Source organism: Candidatus Methylomirabilota bacterium, assembly GCA_035936835.1.
GTDB lineage: Bacteria > Methylomirabilota > Methylomirabilia > Rokubacteriales > CSP1-6 > AR37.
Map to the genome: position 1 here is coordinate 1 of DASYVT010000115.1, position 17,665 is coordinate 17,665.

The 17,665-nt window shown below is 68.7% G+C and carries 16 protein-coding genes; 10 read left to right on the plus strand and 6 right to left on the minus strand.

The features are described from left to right. The first annotated feature begins 512 nt into the window (after positions 1-512). Entirely contained in the window at positions 513-662 is a 150-nt protein-coding gene (locus VGV06_09245) for a hypothetical protein (GenBank protein HEV2055344.1), read from the plus strand. 25 nt (positions 663-687) lie between these two features. Continuing rightward, complete coding sequence (locus VGV06_09250) at positions 688-1,815, plus strand: glycosyltransferase family 1 protein (protein HEV2055345.1); 1,128 nt, start codon at positions 688-690, stop codon at positions 1,813-1,815. On the opposite strand, the gene VGV06_09255 is transcribed toward VGV06_09250, so the two are convergent. Then, entirely contained in the window at positions 1,800-1,931 is a 132-nt protein-coding gene (locus VGV06_09255) for a hypothetical protein (protein HEV2055346.1), read from the minus strand. The genes VGV06_09250 and VGV06_09255 overlap by 16 nt on opposite strands. A 347-nt stretch (positions 1,932-2,278) precedes the next feature. Here VGV06_09255 and VGV06_09260 point away from each other — a divergent pair, with 347 nt between their 5' ends. Then, positions 2,279-2,497 carry a hypothetical protein gene (locus VGV06_09260; protein ID HEV2055347.1) on the plus strand — a complete coding sequence of 73 codons (219 nt, stop codon included), beginning with the start codon at positions 2,279-2,281 and terminating at the stop codon, positions 2,495-2,497. A 5-nt stretch (positions 2,498-2,502) separates the two neighbouring features. On the opposite strand, the gene VGV06_09265 is transcribed toward VGV06_09260, so the two are convergent. The 5 genes from VGV06_09265 to VGV06_09285 all read right to left on the minus strand — a co-directional run bounded on the left by VGV06_09265 (position 2,503) and on the right by VGV06_09285 (position 8,032). Beyond that, positions 2,503-3,366, minus strand: coding sequence for a class I SAM-dependent methyltransferase (locus VGV06_09265; protein HEV2055348.1), 864 nt, complete (start codon positions 3,364-3,366; stop codon positions 2,503-2,505). A 7-nt stretch (positions 3,367-3,373) separates the two neighbouring features. Further along, positions 3,374-4,498, minus strand: coding sequence for a glycosyltransferase family 1 protein (locus VGV06_09270; protein HEV2055349.1), 1,125 nt, complete (start codon positions 4,496-4,498; stop codon positions 3,374-3,376). Further along, positions 4,495-5,646 (minus strand): glycosyltransferase family 1 protein, encoded by a 1,152-nt coding sequence (locus VGV06_09275; GenBank protein ID HEV2055350.1) that lies wholly within the window; start codon positions 5,644-5,646, stop codon positions 4,495-4,497. The genes VGV06_09270 and VGV06_09275 overlap by 4 nt, the downstream gene beginning before the upstream one ends. 55 nt (positions 5,647-5,701) lie before the next feature. Continuing rightward, positions 5,702-6,964, minus strand: a complete 1,263-nt coding sequence (locus VGV06_09280) for an O-antigen ligase family protein (protein ID HEV2055351.1) — start codon at positions 6,962-6,964, stop codon at positions 5,702-5,704. A gap of 84 nt (positions 6,965-7,048) precedes the next feature. Next, positions 7,049-8,032 (minus strand): glycosyltransferase, encoded by a 984-nt coding sequence (locus tag VGV06_09285; GenBank protein HEV2055352.1) that lies wholly within the window; start codon positions 8,030-8,032, stop codon positions 7,049-7,051. Between the two features lie 737 nt (positions 8,033-8,769). Between VGV06_09285 and VGV06_09290 the strand changes: the two genes are divergently transcribed. The 7 genes from VGV06_09290 (at position 8,770) to VGV06_09320 (ending at position 17,650) form a co-directional block, all read left to right on the plus strand. Beyond that, positions 8,770-9,957 carry a glycoside hydrolase family 99-like domain-containing protein gene (locus VGV06_09290; GenBank protein ID HEV2055353.1) on the plus strand — a complete coding sequence of 396 codons (1,188 nt, stop codon included), beginning with the start codon at positions 8,770-8,772 and terminating at the stop codon, positions 9,955-9,957. An 88-nt stretch (positions 9,958-10,045) separates the two neighbouring features. Further along, positions 10,046-11,185 carry a glycosyltransferase gene (locus VGV06_09295; GenBank protein ID HEV2055354.1) on the plus strand — a complete coding sequence of 380 codons (1,140 nt, stop codon included), beginning with the start codon at positions 10,046-10,048 and terminating at the stop codon, positions 11,183-11,185. Beyond that, entirely contained in the window at positions 11,175-12,593 is a 1,419-nt protein-coding gene (locus VGV06_09300; GenBank protein HEV2055355.1) for a sugar transferase, read from the plus strand. The genes VGV06_09295 and VGV06_09300 overlap by 11 nt, the downstream gene beginning before the upstream one ends. A 65-nt stretch (positions 12,594-12,658) precedes the next feature. Then, positions 12,659-15,013, plus strand: coding sequence for a tetratricopeptide repeat protein (locus tag VGV06_09305; protein HEV2055356.1), 2,355 nt, complete (start codon positions 12,659-12,661; stop codon positions 15,011-15,013). 107 nt (positions 15,014-15,120) lie between these two features. After that, positions 15,121-15,342 (plus strand): hypothetical protein, encoded by a 222-nt coding sequence (locus tag VGV06_09310; GenBank protein HEV2055357.1) that lies wholly within the window; start codon positions 15,121-15,123, stop codon positions 15,340-15,342. Between the two features lie 301 nt (positions 15,343-15,643). Further along, entirely contained in the window at positions 15,644-15,958 is a 315-nt protein-coding gene (locus tag VGV06_09315; GenBank protein HEV2055358.1) for a hypothetical protein, read from the plus strand. Between the two features lie 228 nt (positions 15,959-16,186). Next, entirely contained in the window at positions 16,187-17,650 is a 1,464-nt protein-coding gene (locus VGV06_09320) for an IPTL-CTERM sorting domain-containing protein (protein ID HEV2055359.1), read from the plus strand. The last annotated feature ends 15 nt before the right edge of the window (positions 17,651-17,665 follow it).

A 17,665-nucleotide genomic window follows, 5' to 3' on the forward strand; every position in this document is an offset into this window, starting at 1 on the left:
TCAGGAAGGCGATGCCGACGGCACGCAGGATGTAGTTCTCGGGCAACGGGGCCTGCTGCGTGAGCACCGTCCAGTACCGTGGGACCAAGAGCATCGGGAGCGCGTAGGCCAGGAGGACCACGGCCTGCACCGTCATCACGAACTTGAGTGGGCCCATCGTGTCTCCTCCTCCGTGAAGGTTGTGGGGTGACGCACTGCTGTCCAAGTTACCCCGAAACACTCCCTTCTGGGCCTCTTTCTAAGCCTCTTTCGGCTTGGTCCAGCCGAGCGGACGTGTGCCGTCGACCGCGAGAGTGTCATGGGCCGAAGTACCCGTTCCGCTACAGGCATTCGGGGCTCAGAGGAGGCCGAGGAGCCGGTCGCCGGTCAGCGTGAGAGGCCCGGCCGTGAAGAGTGGAGCGGTGAACGCGCTCCCGAGGATGGGGAGGAGCGGCCCGGCCTGAGCGAGCCGGGACCACCGGTCACCCCGGCGAGCCGCGCGGCGCCTTACGATCGCATGGCCTTACGATCGCATGGTGGAGGGCTACGAGCAGGTCTGGTACAGTATCGCCGCCCAGCGCCTCATCGACTTCGTACCGGCGACCGACCCCGGCTGGGACTCGCGCCCGCGGCACGGCGAGGAGGTCCTGGTCAAGACAGGCCAGATCCCGACGGCCGCCTGAGCGCAAGCGAGTTGGGAAGGATCTCATGTATATCGGAATCGATTCCCACAGCGCCGAGCATGAAGGGGAGGGGAACTCCACTTACAGCCGGAATCTGATCTCGGCCCTCTTCGCGACGGAGGGCCCGGAGGCTTTTGCGCTCTTCGCTGCCGATCCGGATCACCCGTTCTATCGCTCACTCCCGCCGCGAAAGGGTTCGCGGGTCTTTCGCGTCGCGCAGGGCCGGGGGCTTGCCCGCGTCGGCTGGACGCTGGCGCGCGCCGCGACGCGGCAACGGGTGGACTGTCTCCACGTGCAGCACTGGGCGCCGCTTGCCTATGGTGGACCGCTGGTAGTTACCGTTCCTGACCTTGCCTTCCTCCACCTACCCGACACCTTCCCGGCGGCGCTGCGCCTCGCACTGCGCGTGCTGGTCCCGCGGAGCATCGCGAAGGCCTCGCGGGTCATCACCATCTCCGAGTTCAGCCGCGGCGACATCGTGACCTCCTATGGCGTTCGTCCAGAGAAAGTCACCGTGATCCCGTTGGGCGCCGGCGCAAGCTTCCGTCCCCTCGAGAGCGCCCGGACCGAGGGCGTGCTGGCCCGATACGGTCTCCGACCCGGCTTCCTGTTCTCCCTCGGCCGATTGAACTTGCGAAAGAACCTGGAGAGGATGCTCCTCGCTTACGGACGCCTTCGGACCAGCGGCGTGTCGCACACCCCGCTGGTGATCGGCGGCAAGCGGGACTACGGCGGCGAGGAGGCGCTTCACCGCATGCGACTCTCGGAGGTCGGCTCGAGCGTCCGGTGGATCGGCTTGATTCCTGATGAGGACCTGCCCGCTTTCTACAACGCCGCGGCGTGCTTCGTGTACCCCTCGCTCTTCGAGGGCTTCGGGCTTCCCGTGCTCGAGGCCATGGCCTGCGGGACACCGGTCGTGACCTCCGACCGCGCCGCGCTGGCGGAGCTGGTCGGCGACGCAGCGATGGTTGTGGATCCCGAGAGCGTCGAGGCCCTGGCGGAAGCCATGACGCGCGTCCTCACCGACGCCACGCTGGCGGCCGACCTCGGCCGGCGCGGGCTTGAGCGGAGCCGGCGGTACTCCTGGGCCGAGACCGCCCGCCGCACCCTCGCCATCTACCACGAAGCTGCCCGGGGTCAGGCCTCGCGGTAGGCGCGGAGGACCTGGGCGACAGTGCGGTCCCAGGAGAAGACCGCGGCGCGCGCGCGCCCCTTGGCGGCGAGGTCGCGGCGGAGCGCCTTGTCGGCGAGGAGCCGCCCCAGTGTCACGGCCGGTGGGGGCGTGAGTTGTCTATTTCCCCGAGGATTGCCGTGAGGGAGGTATGTGAATCGAGAGGGTGAAGTGGATCTCCTTCCCCCCGCGGCTGACGATAGGGCGTGTCGGTGAAGCGGAGGATGGTGGCGTCGTCGACGAGACGGTCGGCGATGGCCACGGCCTGACCGGGTGACGGCAGGAACTCCCCCACTGCTTCAACGGTAGGTTCGAAACCACAAGGCCTCCGGCGGTGGTGATGTCGGGGGGCCGGGGGCCTTGGGCACCCGCCACCAGCCGTGCCACGGACGTCGTCCTGCACAGCGATCCGTGCGACCCGCGCAGCGCCGAGACGCTCGATCGCTTGCAGATCTGGATTCGCGAACATCTGCCCGCCATGGTCCTGGGTGGGATCTTCATTATCCTACTCGCGCTGGTCCGCCGCCCTGGACCTGCCGTGTATCTGCTCGCGACCATGCTGCTCAGTTACTACGCGACGCTCGGCGCTACCACGTTGTTCGCACACTTCTACCACACCCGGCCCCTGGGACTGAGCCGGGACCGCCCGCGGCGGGGGGCGTGAGAAGGTCACCGCTTTTTTGCGGTGATCCAGATGGTGTCGTACCAGTTCAGTCCAGTCAGGCGGTTTAGGAGCAGATGAGAGTAGTAATAGAGCGTGTTCTTCAGCCGGGTCATGCCTGAGGAGACGAAATAGGGATCGAGAGAATGGTCAACGATGGCAAACCCCTCGCTGGTGAGCAGCTGATCGATGACCTTGTTCGAGAAATGCGAAAGGTGGATCTCATGGACGGACCCATCGAGGGCGATCCTGGGAAGCATCAGCCTCCCTCTCTCGCTCTTTCGCAGGCCGGTTGACTTCAGGAATGTCTTGGCACGCGTCCTGATGCTATCCACGTCGTTGGGGACCGCGATGAACAGCATCCCGTTGGCATGCAAGAGGTCTCTGCACTTGCTGATAACCCTCCGCGGGTAGGGAACGTGCTCCAGGACGTGAAACATGGTGATCGTGTCAAAGGGCCGCTGAAAAGGAATGTCTTCGAACTGCCCTTTCTTGATCGCCAACCTGTATTTCTGCCTGGCGATCTCGATCGCGATCTTCGATACTTCCGTGCCTTCGATGTGATCGAAGTACGGCCTCGCGTTATGCAAGAACTGGCCCGTCCCGGTGCTCACGTCCAGTAACGCCCCGGTTTTCATGTACGGCCGCATCTTCTTCAGCCGCCGCTTCCACAGCTCATCTCGTTCTTTCTCTTCCTGGAGCCATCCTCCGTAGTTGTCCGTTCTCGAGTAGTAGGCGATGATTTCCTGAGTGGTCGGCCTGGGATTATCGAACAGGTATCCGCACCGGATACACCGGTCGATGCCGGCATGATCATCGTACAATCGGAACTCTCCGCCTCCGCAGAGATCACACCTGACGAGCGTTTCCATTCCCCGCTCAGGCTTCGCGGTAGGCGCGGAGGACCTGGGCGACCGTGCGGTCCCAGGAGAAGGTCGCGGCGCGCGCGCGCCCCTTGGCGGCGAGGTCGCGGCGGAGCACCTCGTCGGCGAGGAGCCGCCCCATGGCCGACGCGATGTCGTCGGGCTCGCGCGGATCGACGTAGAGCGCGGCGTCCGCCGCCACTTCGGGCAGGGCGGAGATTCGCGACGTCACCACCGGCGTGCCGCATGCCATGGCCTCGAGAACGGGCAGGCCGAACCCTTCGCCGAAGGACGGCAGCACGAGGGCCTGGGCCCGGTGATAGAGGGCGCGCAGGACCTCGTCGTCGACGTAGCCGATGAGCGTGACGGCGCCGCCGAGGCCGAGCTCCCGGATGAGCGGTGCGATATCCGGAACGCGGCCGGGCCCGGCCACCGCCACGAGCCGGACGCCCTCGGCCTCCGGCCGCGTCCGGAGACGGGCGAACGCGCGTAGGAGCCCCGCCACGTTCTTGTGGGGCGCGAGGGCCCCCACGTAGAGGAGGAACCTCCCCGCGCTCACGCGCCGCTCCGACGCCTCCAGCTCGCCGGGGGCCGGCGCCGCGAGGAAAAACGGGTCCGCGCCGTGCGGCGTCACCACGACCTTCTCCGGGGCGACGCGGTAGCGCTCGCACACCGTCTGCTTGACGTACTCGGAGGGCGTGAGGATACGGCGGGCCTGGCGCACCGCGAGCGGGATGTGCGCGCGGAGCGCCAGATGGGCGCCGCGCGGGCCCGCCCATCCCCAGTGCTCCCTCTGGATCACCGGGTGGATGTCGTGGATCGTCACCACCGTCCGGCCGCGCCAGAGCCACGGCAGGAAGAAGCCGAGGGAGTGGTAGAGGTCCACGCCGTCGCTGGCCAGGCGGATCGGCAGGTTGACGTGCAGGCGCAGCAGTGTAAGCGGCGCGTCCGTCGTCCGCTTGGCCACGCGCGGGCCCTCGAGCGCGCAGAGGGGATTGTCCGCGCCGTCGGTCTTGCGGAAGTACAGCACGTAGTCGTCGTCCCGGTCCAGCGCGACGAGGCGCTCGACGAGCAGCGCGGCGTAGCGCCCCGTGCCGGTTCCCCGTCGCCCGGCGAGGCTGGCATCGATCCCGATCCTCACGAGCGCCGCCCCACCATCTCGTACACCGCAAGCGTCCCTTCTGCCGTCCGATCCCAGCTCCACTCCCGAGCGCGGGAGAGCCCGGCCTCGCGCGCCGCCGCCCGGCGTCCGGGATCCGCGCAGATCTCGGCGAGGGCCCGCTCGAGGGAGGCCGGGCTCCGGGGATCGACGTAGACGGCGGCCTCGCCACCCACCTCGGGCAGCGACCCGACGTTCGACGCGATGACGGGACAGCCCGAGGCCATCGCTTCGAGCACGGGAAGGCCGAAGCCCTCGTACAGCGAGGGGAAGGCCAGGCAGAGGGCGTGCTGGTACAGCCAGCGGAGAAAGCGCGGCGCCACGCCCTCGAGCACGTGGATGCGCTCGCGATAGGCGGCCACGGCCGGGCAAAGCGCGACCGGGTCGAGGGGGAGCGACGTGACCAGGACCACGTGGGCGGTCAGGCGCCCCTCGTCCCAGAGCGCCGCCATGGCGGCGAGCACGGCGGGGAGGTTCTTGACCGGGGCGGGCCCGCCGACGTGGAGGACGAAGCCCTCGGCGCAGAGGGCGCCCGCCCTCGGGTCGTCCGCCGGCGCGGGCTCGGGGGTGAACAAGGGATCGGCGGCGAGCGGGACCACGCTGACGCGGCCGGCGGGAAGGCCCAGGTGGCTGGTCAGGTCCCGCCGCGTCGCCTCGGAATCGCAGACGACGTGGGCGGCGCGCGCGCACGCGCGGAGCATGAGCCGGTAGAAGAAGCGGTAGCGGCGCCGCGGCAGGATGGCCTCGGGGAAGAGCAAGGGGATCAGGTCGTGGACGGTGACGACGACGGGCACGGGCTGCCAGAGCGGAATGCCCGGCATGGACGGGTTGAAGGAGACGCCGGGCACGTGGAGGACGTCCAGGCCGAGGCGGCGGGCCGCGAGCGGCAGCGCGAGCTGCTGGGACAGCAGAGCCCGGCCCCGTCCGAGGGGCGGCACCCGGAGCACCGTCGGGCGGAAGCGTTCGGGCAGCGGAGGCAGCTCGAGGGCGGGCGCAGCGTGGGCGAAGAGACTGTACTCGTGCTCCGGTCCCCGGCCGGCCAGCGCCTGGAGGAGGCCACGCAGGTAGGAGCCGATCCCGTGGCGCCCCTGCCGGATCTGCAGCATGGTGACGTCGATGCCGATCCTCATCGCGCCCGCGCTTCCCTCACCGACCCCATCCGCGGCAGGCCCAGGCCGGCGGAGATCAGCAGGCCGGGGCGCCGCTCTCCGTCGACGCGGTCAGCAGGCCCAGGTACACGTACGGGTACATCAGCCAGAGTGCGTGAGTGAACTGGTAGGCGAACAGGAGCGCGACCCCGGCGGCGAGTAAGGGCACAAGCACGGAGCGCGTCGCGTCGTCCGGCCCCCGGCGCAGCGCGCGCTGTCCCGCCCGGGCCACCACGGCCAGCAGCGCCACGAATGCGGCGAGGCCGAGCAGCCCGGAGTCGTGAAGCACGAAGAGGACGATGTTGCCGTTCCACACCCCCAGGAGCGGCGCCCCGTTGAAAGGCCTCACCTCGACGTTTTTGATCGAGCCCGCGCCCTTGCCGAGGATCAGGCGCTCCCGCCACGACTCGATCGTCCTGCTGTTGATGGCGAAGCGCACCGCCATGTTGTGGTCCCGGCCGGTGAGCACCGGCCTCAGCATGCGCAGGTACAGCAGCGAGGCGCCGATGACGAAGGTCTGCACGAGGTGCCCAAACGCCACGAGGAGGACGAGGGTGGCCACTCGCCGCCACGGCGGCCGCCGCGCCCAGAGCCAGAACACAGCGAGCGCCGCCATGTCCACCCAGGCCGCGCGGGTCAGGCCGAACACCAGCCCTTGAACGATGCCGCCGACGGAGAGCATGCCGGCCCACCGGCGAAGGTAGCCGCCCACCTCCGACCGCCAGGACCAGAGGGCGAGCGCAAAGGCGACGACGAGGAAGCTGCTGTAGAGGTTCCACTCCTGGAAGGTGACCATGGCCGCGAAGATGTCGCGACGGGACGTGGCCACGAGGGTCTCGGCGGCGTCGCTTCCCCAGATGGGGCTGCGCCAGAGGTTGGCGAGGACGCCGATGATCCCACCGACGACGCCGAGGACGGCGCCCACCGTGATCCACAGCCGCGCGCCCTGTCTCGCGCCGGCGGCGCCGCCGGCGCACGCGGCGGTGAGCGCGAAGCAGGCGAACCCGAGGATGTAGACGGAGGCGAACTTCGGTCCTTGCGGCCACGCGGAAACCGCCAGGATCGAAGTGAGCATCTGGATGCCCGCGAACAGGGCGAGCGCGGAGTGAGCGGGGGTCCAGCGCAGGCCGCCGCGGAGGGCGATGGCGGCGACGGCCATCACGGCGGCCAGGCCCAGGAGCCGATCGCCCGTGAAGGTGACGCCGCCGATGCGGAAAAGCGGCGCCGTGCACGCGCTGAGAAGGATGATGGCGAGCAGCCCGGCCTGCCTTCGCCCAGACGGCCGGGAGATGACGCTCATCGCCACGGAGTGTAAGGGCCGTCAGCGCCCGGCGTCGAGGATTCTCGCGGGATTCGCGGGTGCTCTCCATCCGCCCTCGGACGATCACACCAGACCGGCCCGGGCCTCGGAGGCCCAGCGCACCACGTCCTCGTCCTTCGCTCGCGCCTCGCTCGCCTCCACCACCCGCCCCCTGAGCACGCGGGGCAACCGGCCGAGGGCGAGCAGGAACCCGGTCACCCAGGCCTGCTCCCCGCGCACGAGCGAGAGCGCCAGGCGTGGGCCGAGCCACACCAGGTGCTCCCGCAGCAAGCGGCGGTCGCTCAAATTCTTCCAGTGGAGCAGAAAGAAGTTCCGTGCCAGGATGCGCCGGCGGCGGCGGGCGCCGACCCGCCCGATGGTCGCACTGTGCTCGTGATGCACGAGGGCGGCCGGTTCATAGAGCACCGTCCACCCCCTCTTCCATGCTCGGTAGCACAGGTCGAGGTCCTCGACGGTGAAGGGCGCGTAGAGAGTGTCGAATCCACCGAGCATCAGAAAGCGGTCACGGCGACACATGACGGCGCCGCCCGGCGCGTACAGGATCGGCCGCGGGTCTGGGAAGCTCTCTGACGTGTCCTCACCCGGGCGGATGCCCGGATAACTCACCGTGAGCCATCCGCGCCGGAACTCGGCACTCGTGATGCTCTCGTTCCACGGCCCTCCACGCGCCACGGGACCGCTCCCCCAGGTAGTGATCAGCGAGCGCGGAGCCACCGCGAACGTCGCGTCGTCCGCGAAATGGCGGGCCATGCGCACCAGTACGTCCGGTGTCACGTCCATGTCAGTGTTGAGGAAGAGCACGAGTGGCTCCCTTGCGGCCCCGGCCCCGGTGTTGCAGGCTGCCTGGAATCCCAGATTCCGGGGATGACGGATCACCCGCACGCCGGAGCCCACGGCGGCCAGGACGGAGACGCTCTCGTCCGTGCTTCCGTCGTCGACGACGATCACTTCGGTCTGGCCCGCGTATCCTTGGGCCATCGCCAGGACGCCGGGCAGGTAACGGCGCAACAAGCGCGCCCCGTCGAAGTTGGGGACGACGACGCTCACGCCGATCATCGAATCAGGAGTCCCCCGGCCGCGAACTGGACACCGAGGGCGTCGACCATCGCGTCCCAACTGAACTGCCGCGCTCGGGCCTCCCCGCGCTGCGCCGGGCGCGCGCGAAGCTAAGGTAAAGCGCGCTGAACTTCAGGCCTTGGGGCCGCTCCTTCATGTTCAGGATGGAGATGACGAGTTGCGTGGCGAGGGAAACCCCCAGGGCGACGTGCACGCCAGTCCACCGCAGTCGGCGACTGAGCGCGAGCACAACCAGAGCTCCGACCGCGACGAGCCCCAGGAGGCGATCGCCGGTGAATGTGACCCCGTAAAACCTCGCCTGCGGCAAGGTCCAGGTCGCTCCGAAGATCAAAAGCAGCGCTCCGCACTGCCTGAGCCAAGAAGCGCTCCGGCCAGCCGAGACCGAAGGGCCTTCGCCGCTGGCTATCACGCGGGCTGTGCGGCCCGACAGGTTGGCTTCACCGACGCCGGCAGCGTGATCGCCACGAGTCCTCCCTCCTCGATGAAAGTTCCACAAGTTCCCAGGCCGATTGCTCGCTTGAGCCACCAGCGCCAGGACGAGGAATAATAGGCCGAATTGCTTTCAGATCGCCCACGATCTTCAGCTCGAGACAGCTCCGGATGCGGGACAAGACGAATCGGGGGACTCGTCGTACTGTATAAAGGCTGGAAACCGACCATTCTTGAGGGGAGGGAGTCCAACGGATCTCGATGCTCGGGACCCGCGGGTGGCCGCGAGCGACCTGCGTCGGGCCTCCGGCGGAAGCCGCAGGGCCGCCGCGCTCGCCGCCCTGCTGGCTCTCCTCGCAGGGTGCGCGCCGGCCGTCCCGGAGGTTGCGAGTCCCGGCGACGGCAACATCCCCCGGCCGCAGCCCGTCTCCACCGGGACCTACCAGGTGGGCGCCTACTACTTTCCGGGATGGCCCAGCCGGGAGAAGTGGCAGGTGCTCGCCGCCTTCCCCGAGCGCACGCCGCTGCTCGGCTACTACCGGGAAGGCGATCCCGACGTCATGGACTGGCAGATCAAGTGGGCGGTCGAGCACGGCATCTCCTTCTTCGCCTTCGACTGGTATTGGGACCGTGGCCAACGGCAACTCGAGCACGCCCTTCACGAGGGTTACCTTCGGGCACGCTTCCGCTCGTTCATCAAGTTCTGCCTACTCTGGGCCAATCACAACCCGCCTGGGTCCTCCTCGGAGGCCGACCTCCTCACGGTCGTGGACCATTGGATCGCCCAGTACTTCCGCCAGCCCGAGTACCTCACCCTCGATGGCAAGCCGGTGGTGATCATCTTCTCCCCGGAGCGGCTCCGGGAGGACATGGGCTCCGAGGCCGTGGGCGCGGCCATTCGCCGGCTGCGCGCGCGCGTGGAGACGGCCGGTTTCCGGGGACTCTTCCTGGTGGGGGCGATAGACGCTGATCCTGCCGCCCTGGTGGCACTCAAGACGGAGGGCTATGATGCGGCGACCGGATACAACTATCCGCGGGCCGGCATGCAGGATGAAGCCGCGCGAGAGGCCCCGTACGACAGCGCCGTGGATGGCTACGAGCGGATCTGGGCGGATATGGCGGCCGCGCGGATTCTCGACTACATCCCGGTGACCGAGCCGGGGTGGGATGCGCGCCCCTGGGATGGCGCGAAGGCGCTCGTGAGGACCGGCCGGCACCCGGAGAAATTCCGCGAGATGCTCAGGCGCGCCCGGGCCTTCACCGACCGGCATCCCGTGGCCGAACGTAAGAAGCTGGTGCTCATCGAGGCCTGGAACGAGTACGGCGAGGGCGCGGTGATCGAGCCGCATCGGGAGTGGGGGTTCGCCTACCTGGACGCCGTCCGCGATGTGTTCGGTGGGTCCCGCGGCCGGCACCGGGACCTGACCCCCGGCGATCTCGGCCTCACGGTCCCGACGGCCCCCTGAGCGGACGCGAGCCGCCGGGGTCAGCACTCGGACACGCGTCCGGTGACGTGGCCCCATGAAAGCCCGAGTCTGTGGGACACTGAGGGCAATGTCAGCTGAGACGCCCGCTCTGCGCATCGCGATGCTGGGCACGCGTGGGGTCCCGGCGAGCTACAGCGGGTTCGAGACCTGCGCCGAGGAGCTGGGCGCGCGGCTCGCCGCCCGCGGGCACGAGGTGACGGTGTACTGCCGGGTGCCGCACATCTCCTATCCCGGGGCGGTCTATCGAGGGATGCGGCTCGTCAAGCTCCCGACGATCCGGAGCAAGCACCTCGATACGGCCGTGCACACGCTCCTGTCCTCGCTCCACGCGCTTGCCATGCGCTACGACATCGCGCTCTACTTCAACGTGGGGAACAGCGCGATGACCTGGATCCCGCGCCTGGCGGGGCAACGGGTCGTCCTCAACGTGGACGGGCTGGATTGGAAGCGGAAGAAGTGGGGGCGGTTGGCGCGCTGGTACATCCGCGCGGCCGAGCGCTGGGCCACGTGGTGTCCCCACCGCATCGTGACCGATTCCCGCAGGGTCCAGCAGTACTACCGCGACCGCTACGGCGCGCTGTCCACGTACATCGCGTATGGCGCCGAGCCGCTGCGGGTGCCCCCGGGAGCGCACCTCGAGCGCTACGGGCTCGAGCCGGGCAGGTACGTCCTCTTCGTGGGACGGCTGGTCCCCGAGAACTGCGCGCACCACCTGGTGGACGCTTTCGCGGGGCTCTCCACCGACATGCGGTGCGTGGTCGTCGGTGACGCGCCCTACGCCGCCGCATATATCCGCGGCCTCCGCGCCACCGCCGATCGGCGGGTGATCTTCACCGGGTATCTCTTCGGAGAAGGTTACCGGGAGCTCCTGTCGAGCGCCTACTGCTTCGTCGAGACCTCGGAGGTGGGCGGGACGCACCCGGCGCTCCTCGAGGCCATGGCCTGTGGCGCCTGCGTCGTGGTGAACGACACTCCCGAGAACCTGGAAACCATCGGGGAGGCCGGGTTCGGCTATCATGGCGAGATGGGTGGCGCCGCGCTCCGGGCAGTTCTCGAGCGCCTGCTCAAGGATCCCACCCTGGTAAAGCAGCATGCACGCAGCGGTGTGGAGCGGGTCCGGGCCCACTATTCCTGGGCCGCCGTGACCGACGCCTACGAGCGGCTGTTCCGCGAGCTGCTCCAGGAGCGAGGCCGGCGTGCTCGGTAAGCGCCGCGTCGAGTGGGTGCTCCGGCTCCTGGTTGCCGACGCGGCAGTGTTGCTCGCGTCCTTGCTGGTCGCCTACGGGCTTCGGGTTCTGCTGAACCGCCCACTCGATCGCGCAGCCGGCCCGCTGACCCACTACCTCTGGCTCCTCGAGCTCATCGTGCCGGTGTGGCTCGGCCTCCTGGCGTTCATGGGAGGGTACGGCGTCGGCTGGACCGCGCAATCGCGGGCCGGTCTCTTCATGCGTGTCAGCGGCATCGGACTGCTCCTGCTCAGCGCGGCGCTGTTCCTGGAGCCGGCGGGGCAGCAGATCAATCGAAGCCTGGTCATGCTGTTCGCCGCAGTGAGCGGGCTCGGGTTGTGGGCCGAGCGCCGTCTGGTCCAGGCGTGGCTCCGGCGTACACGCCACGGCGACCGCGGAGCACGGGTGGCATTGGTCGTGGGGACCGGCGAGCGGGCCGGCCGCGTGATCTCGGCCCTCCGGCGGTATCCCGAGGCCGGCTGGGTGGTCCGTGGCTGTGTGAGCATGGATCCGTCGGATCCCGTGCAGGCCGTGGACGGCATACCCGTCATCGGCTCCGTGGCCGAGCTGCCCGATGTGCTCCAGGCCGAGGAGGTCGTGGACGAGGTCTTCTTCGCCGTCCCTCCCGATCGACTAGCCGGGCTGGCCGAGGCCCTCGAGGTGTGCGAGAGCCTCGGGGTCGACACGCGCGTGCTCGTGGATCTGCATCGTCCGGCGCAGGCGCATCCGTTCGTGGAGGAGCTGTTCAGCCTTCCCTTCTACGGGTTCTCGCCGACCCTGACGCGACAAGGCGTGCTCGCTGCCAAGCGGCTCCTGGATCTCGTGGTCGCGTCGGTCCTGGTCATCGCGACGCTCCCGCTCCTCCTCGCGATCGGGCTCCTCATCAAGCTGACCTCCCCGGGACCGATTCTCTTCCGTCAAGAGCGCGCCGGCTTCCATGGCCGACGTTTCTGGATGTACAAGTTCCGCACCATGATCGATGGCGCCGAGGACATGCGCGAGCAGGTCGCCCATCTCAACGAGATGACCGGCCCGGTCTTCAAGGCGAAGGGCGACCCGCGCTTCACCGGGGTCGGCCGCTTTCTCCGGAGGGGCAGTCTGGACGAGCTGCCACAGCTATTCAATGTCCTCAAGGGAGAGATGAGCCTCGTCGGACCCAGGCCCCTCCCGCTCTACGAAGCGAAGGGGATCAGGGGCGCGCAGCGCCGGCGCCTCGCGATGCGGCCGGGCATCACCGGGCTCTGGCAGGTCAGCGGCCGGAGCATGGTGAACTTCGACGCATGGATGCGTATGGACCTGCGCTACATCGACGAGTGGACGCTGGTTCTCGACCTCAAGATTCTCCTGCGCACGATTCCCGTGGTCCTTCGGGGCGAGGGCGCCTCCTGACGCCGCGCGGCTCGAGGGCGACACCACGCTCCGTTCGCGGGCGGAACGAACCGGGGGGCTGGGCGGTGGCGGCACCGGGTTCCGATGGGGGAACGAGCAGGTCGGCCTCGCTCGTCCTGACCGGCCTCTACTCGGTGGTGCTGGGGATCCCCCTTGCGGTCCTGGGTGAGGCGGCGGGGCCGTATGACGATCCGAAGGTGTGGGCGCTCCTGATTCTCGCGGCGGCGACTGGCTTCGCGTGGCTGGTCCACGCGTGGAATCGGCCCGGCAGCGCAGCGCCGGCCCGCGACAAGCGCGCGCGCATCCTGCGCGTGATCATCCTCTCCTGCGTGTCGTGGTGGGCCATCACCACGGCCACCTCGATCGCCCCGCTCCAGAGCTTGCTGGGGAGCTTTGGCCGCGGGATGGGGCTGCTGACGATGACCTCGGCGGCGCTGATGTTTTTCTTGGTTCAATCCGAGTGCCGGACGCCGCGCGCCGTCCGCTCCATCATCGATGTCGCATTGCTCGGAAGCGTCCCGGTCTGCCTGCTGGCGCTCGGTCAAGCCGGAGGGTGGGATCCGTTGCCGAAACCGTGGGATCCCGCGGTGACCTCGCTCACGGTGCGCTCGACCTTCGGGCAGCACATCTTCCTCGGCAGCTACCTGGTCGTGCTCATCCCACTGACGGCGGCACGCCTGGAGTGGGCCCTGCACGAGCGGCGCGAGTCCGGGCGCGGGCCGACACCGGCCCGCGCCCGGTGGCTCCGCAGTCTGGCCGGCGCCGTGTGGGTGGCCGGTGCGGTGGGGCTGGTCGGCCTTGGTTCCTACTGGCCCTCCGCCCGGTGGGGGCTGGTTGCCTGGGGAATTGTCGGCGCCGCTGCGTGGGCGTTTCGCGGCCATCCCGTCGGCCGAACGGTCGACAGTGTCTTCAACGCCTGGCTCTTGGCCGGACTTCTGGCGGGCCAGGTGCTCGTCGTGATCCTTTCTCAAGGTCGCGGGGCCTTCGTCGGGATGCTCGTCGGTCTCAGCGTCGTTGCCGTTGCATTCCTGGTCCGGCGCCGAGCCTGGAAGGCGCTGAGCGCCGTGGTGTTGGGCCTCGTCGCTCTGATTGCCTTCTTGGCGCTCCTCAACCTCTCGCGCTCGCCGGCCGTCTCTCTCGGCAATGTCGGGCTCCTGAGCCGTCTCAGCGAAGTGGCGGATGTGCGCCGCGGGTCTCCCGGGTGGGTCCGCGTGCAGGTGTGGAGGGGAATCCTCGACGGCTGGAGCCGCCAGCTCCACGGCGAGACAGTGATCCCCGGGTTGTCGCCCCGGATGCGGAGCGTTCTCGGCTTCGGGCCGGAGACCCAGCTTCTCGTTCTCGACCGCATGGCCGGGCCCTTGTTGGGTGTGCTCCCGGCCACGGGCGAGGGCTGGAGTGCGCGATACGTGGTCGATCGAGCGCACAACGTGCTGCTCGAGCAGCTCGTGACGGGCGGCTTGGGTGGCGCGGCGCTCTGGGGCCTGCTCGTCGGGTCCCTCCTCGTGGTGGGAATCGCGCGCATTCGGGCGAGCGCTTCCCCGGGGGAAGCGACGATGGGGGAAACGACGATGCGTCTCGGGACACTCGGGGCGGTGCTGGGCCACGTGGCCGAGGGTCAGGTCGGGATCGCGACCGCGATGCCCCTCGTCCTGTTCTGGCTTGTGGCGGGGGTGCTGACGTCGGAGCCTTGGGTCGCTGCTCCCATCCTGTCCGGCGCCCCTCCTCCGCCGGTGGCGCCGCGCAAGGCGTGGCGGTGGGGCATGGTCCTGGCGATGGCGGCGCTCCTGGCCGTCCTGGTCGCGTGGACCAGCACGCGCTGGCTGCTTGCCTCCGTGGCCTACGCCGAGGGAGTGCGGCGCGGGATCGCCGGGCAGATGGCGGAGGCCCATCGGGAGTTCCAACGCTCCGTCGCACTCGCCCCAGGGCTCCCGCTTCCGGCCGAGGCGGCTGCCTACACGGCTATGCGTCTGGCAGGGAGCGAGACCGATCCCGCCAGGCGACGCGAGCTCTTGCGCGAGGCGGCGGCGGTGCTCATCCGGGCTCGACACCACGCCACCGGCAGCGTGGCCTCCTGGACCCTGACCGCGCAGGTCGCGCTCGCTCAGGCGCGGGCGGGAGACCGGAGCAAGCTCGCCGAGAGTCTCGACGCCTTCGGGGCCGCGGCTCGGCTGCGCCCCGACGATCCGCAGGTGCTGGCACAGTGGTCATGGGCCTGGCTCGAGAACGGAGATGCGGCGCGGGCCCGTCAGACAGCCGAGCGGGCGCTGTCCCGGGATCCGGGCGAGTGGCTCGCGTGGGCTGTCCTGGCGCGCTCAGCGAGGGAACTCGGGAATCTCGCAGAGGCCGAGCGCGCCCTCGGGGCCGCGCGAAAGCTGGCACCGCCCGAGGCCCGACGTCTTCTCGACGCCATAGTGCCCTAGCCCCGGATTTCCGATATCACGGGTGAACGCAGCGAGGTAGCACGGCTCAGCTGCCGCGACAAGACGCGGCCCCCGAGGCTCCCGGCTGGTGCGGAGGGCTCCACCCGATGGGGGACGCGACATCGGGCCCGGTTCGCCTCTCGTTCAACCCCCAGCGCCGCGTCGAGGTCCGGGGCGCCACGGTGACCTCGGATGCCGGGCTGCTGTGGCCCCGCGAGTTGGACGAGCGGCTCGGCGTGGGCGCGCTGATCGAGCGACATCGCACCGATCCCCGCACCGGACGCCACCGTCAATTCCCTCTGCCGGACCTATTCCTCCAGTCCGTCTAGGAGCGTGTCGGGGGAATGAGGGTGAACTGCACACGAATGGAGCCGCAAGCGGGCTGTGGCCCCGTCGGGCCGCGTGTGGGGGGATAGGGAGACCTTGGCGGGGTGGGCGACCGTGGCGCCTGAGGCAAATGCGGGGCCGCGATCTCGGCGCCGGGGGCGCTGCGGGGCTTGAGCACGAAGGCGAAATCGCGGGGGGGACCCGCCAGGCGGGCGCCGGGTCGGCCGGGGCCCGCGTGAAGCGCCGGTTCAGGTCGACGAGAAATTCGGGCAGAAAGGCGTTGGCGCCCGCGGGGGTGGTGATGTGACGCAGGCGCAGTTCGCTGGTGAGCCGATCCTGCAGGGTGTGCCAGCGCCGTTGGATGCGGCCTTTGGCCTCGGGGGAGCCGGCCTCGAGATAGCCGATGCCGAGGTCCGCGAGCACGCGGCCGAGGTGCGTGGGGGCTTGGGCCCCCTGGAGTTGTTCGGCGAGGCTCCAGTGGGCGTCATTGCGGACGAGTATGTTGATGCGATCGCCGTAGACGCTGGGCCGCGCCCCTCGATCCAGGCACAGGGACTGCCGTCGACCTGGACCATCTGCCCCAGGCGCGCCGCCGCTGGCGGACCGATTCGCGGCTGACGCGCAGGCCCTCCACCTCGCTCAGCTTCTCGGTGGCGTGGCAGTCATTGAAGTCCTTGTAGCGGGTCTGCACCATAGGCGACACATACGCGACAAAGCTTGACGCCCCATTGGGGGTTTATGTATACTCTGCGCGGTTGTCTATCAACGGCTGGCAATGTGAGGACACTGCAGCGAACAGGGTGCGGCCTCTCCGCAGTCTAATGACCCAGGGTACGGGAGATGCCAATGAAGGTAAAGGGAAAGTACTTCAGTCTCTTGGTCGCTGCTGGATTCGCCGCGCTTCTCTACGACCCTTTCCCAACATTGGCGGCGGTCGCGCCATCACTGGGTGCGGCGGCGAGCTACACGGTCCTGGGTACAAACTCCACCCCGATTGCGGGGACGGTAACCTGCACCACTTCCACCATCAACGGAAAGGTCGGCACCACCTTCACCTCGATCACTAACACCGGGCCGTGCGTGATTACGGGGACGATCGACGCGCCGGTCGGCGGTCCGGTTGTAGCTGCCTTCAACACCGCGTACAGCAACCTCGACAGCCAGAACCCGTGCGACACGATCCAATCCGGCACCCTTGCCGGCGTCACGCTCCCGCCCGGTGTCCACTGCTTCACTGCAGGGGCCGCGCTGACCGGCCTTTTGACGCTCAACGGGCCCTCGACCGGGATCTGGGTTTTCAAGATCGGCACCTCCGGGACCGGCGGCCTCGCGGGCACTAGCTTCCAGGTGGTCATGGCCGGCGGCGGGCAGGCGTGCAACGTGTATTGGCGGACCGCCCAGGCCGCGGCGATGACGGATTCGAACTTCATAGGAACCATCCTCGCGGGTACCGCCATCACTTTGACCAGAGGAAACTACGTCGGGCGAGCCTTGGCGACGACCAACGTGACGGTGACTGACGTACAGCCAATGACCTTCGCGGGCGCGGGGTGCAGCACAGGTGCGACAACGTTCAGCACCCAGGCTTCACCCGGCGTGGTCCTTGGAGCGGCGATCAGCGACACCGCGACGTTGAGCGGTGGCGTCACTCCAACAGGGGCGATCACCTGGAACTTGTACGGTCCCAATAACGGGTTTTGCACCGGCGCGGCGATCTTTACGTCGTTTCTGCCAATCAGCGGCAACGGAATTTACGTTTCCGGATCGTTCACACCCGTGCTCGCCGGCACCTACCGCTGGATCGCCAACTACAGCGGTGATGTGAACAATGCCCCAATCGCGACCGCGTGCAACGACGCGAACGAGACCATGGTTGTATCCAATGGTGGAGCGGTTACGACCGTGCTCACAACGCAAGCCTCACCGGGAGTGGCCCTTGGAGCGGCGATCTTCGACACCGCGACGTTGAGCGGTGGCGCCGCTCCAACAGGGACGATCACCTTCAACTTGTACGGTCCCAATGACGCGACTTGCACCGGCGCGGCGATCTTTACGTCGGCGGTGCCAGTCAGCGGCAACGGTGCCTATCCCTCCGCGTCTTTCACGCCCACGACCGCAGGCACCTACCGCTGGATCGCCAACTACAGCGGTGACGCGAACAATGTCGGCACCGCGAACGCGTGCAACGCCGTGAACGAGAACGTGGTCATCGCCGCTATCATCCCCACGCTGTCTGAGTGGGCGATGATCATGATGGCTGCTCTCTTGGTCCTGTTCGGCGTGGCGGGGATTCGTCGGCACGCGATGTAGTCAGCGACCGGGTCT

Coding starts and splice junctions, on each gene's coding strand:
- VGV06_09245 (HEV2055344.1), top strand. CDS start 513: ATGGTGGAGGGCTACGAGCAGGTCTGGTACAGTATCGCCGCCCAGCGC.
- VGV06_09250 (HEV2055345.1), top strand. CDS start 688: ATGTATATCGGAATCGATTCCCACAGCGCCGAGCATGAAGGGGAGGGG.
- VGV06_09265 (HEV2055348.1), bottom strand. CDS start 3,366: ATGGAAACGCTCGTCAGGTGTGATCTCTGCGGAGGCGGAGAGTTCCGA.
- VGV06_09275 (HEV2055350.1), bottom strand. CDS start 5,646: ATGAGGATCGGCATCGACGTCACCATGCTGCAGATCCGGCAGGGGCGC.
- VGV06_09280 (HEV2055351.1), bottom strand. CDS start 6,964: ATGAGCGTCATCTCCCGGCCGTCTGGGCGAAGGCAGGCCGGGCTGCTC.
- VGV06_09295 (HEV2055354.1), top strand. CDS start 10,046: ATGTCAGCTGAGACGCCCGCTCTGCGCATCGCGATGCTGGGCACGCGT.
- VGV06_09310 (HEV2055357.1), top strand. CDS start 15,121: ATGGGGGACGCGACATCGGGCCCGGTTCGCCTCTCGTTCAACCCCCAG.
- VGV06_09320 (HEV2055359.1), top strand. CDS start 16,187: ATGAAGGTAAAGGGAAAGTACTTCAGTCTCTTGGTCGCTGCTGGATTC.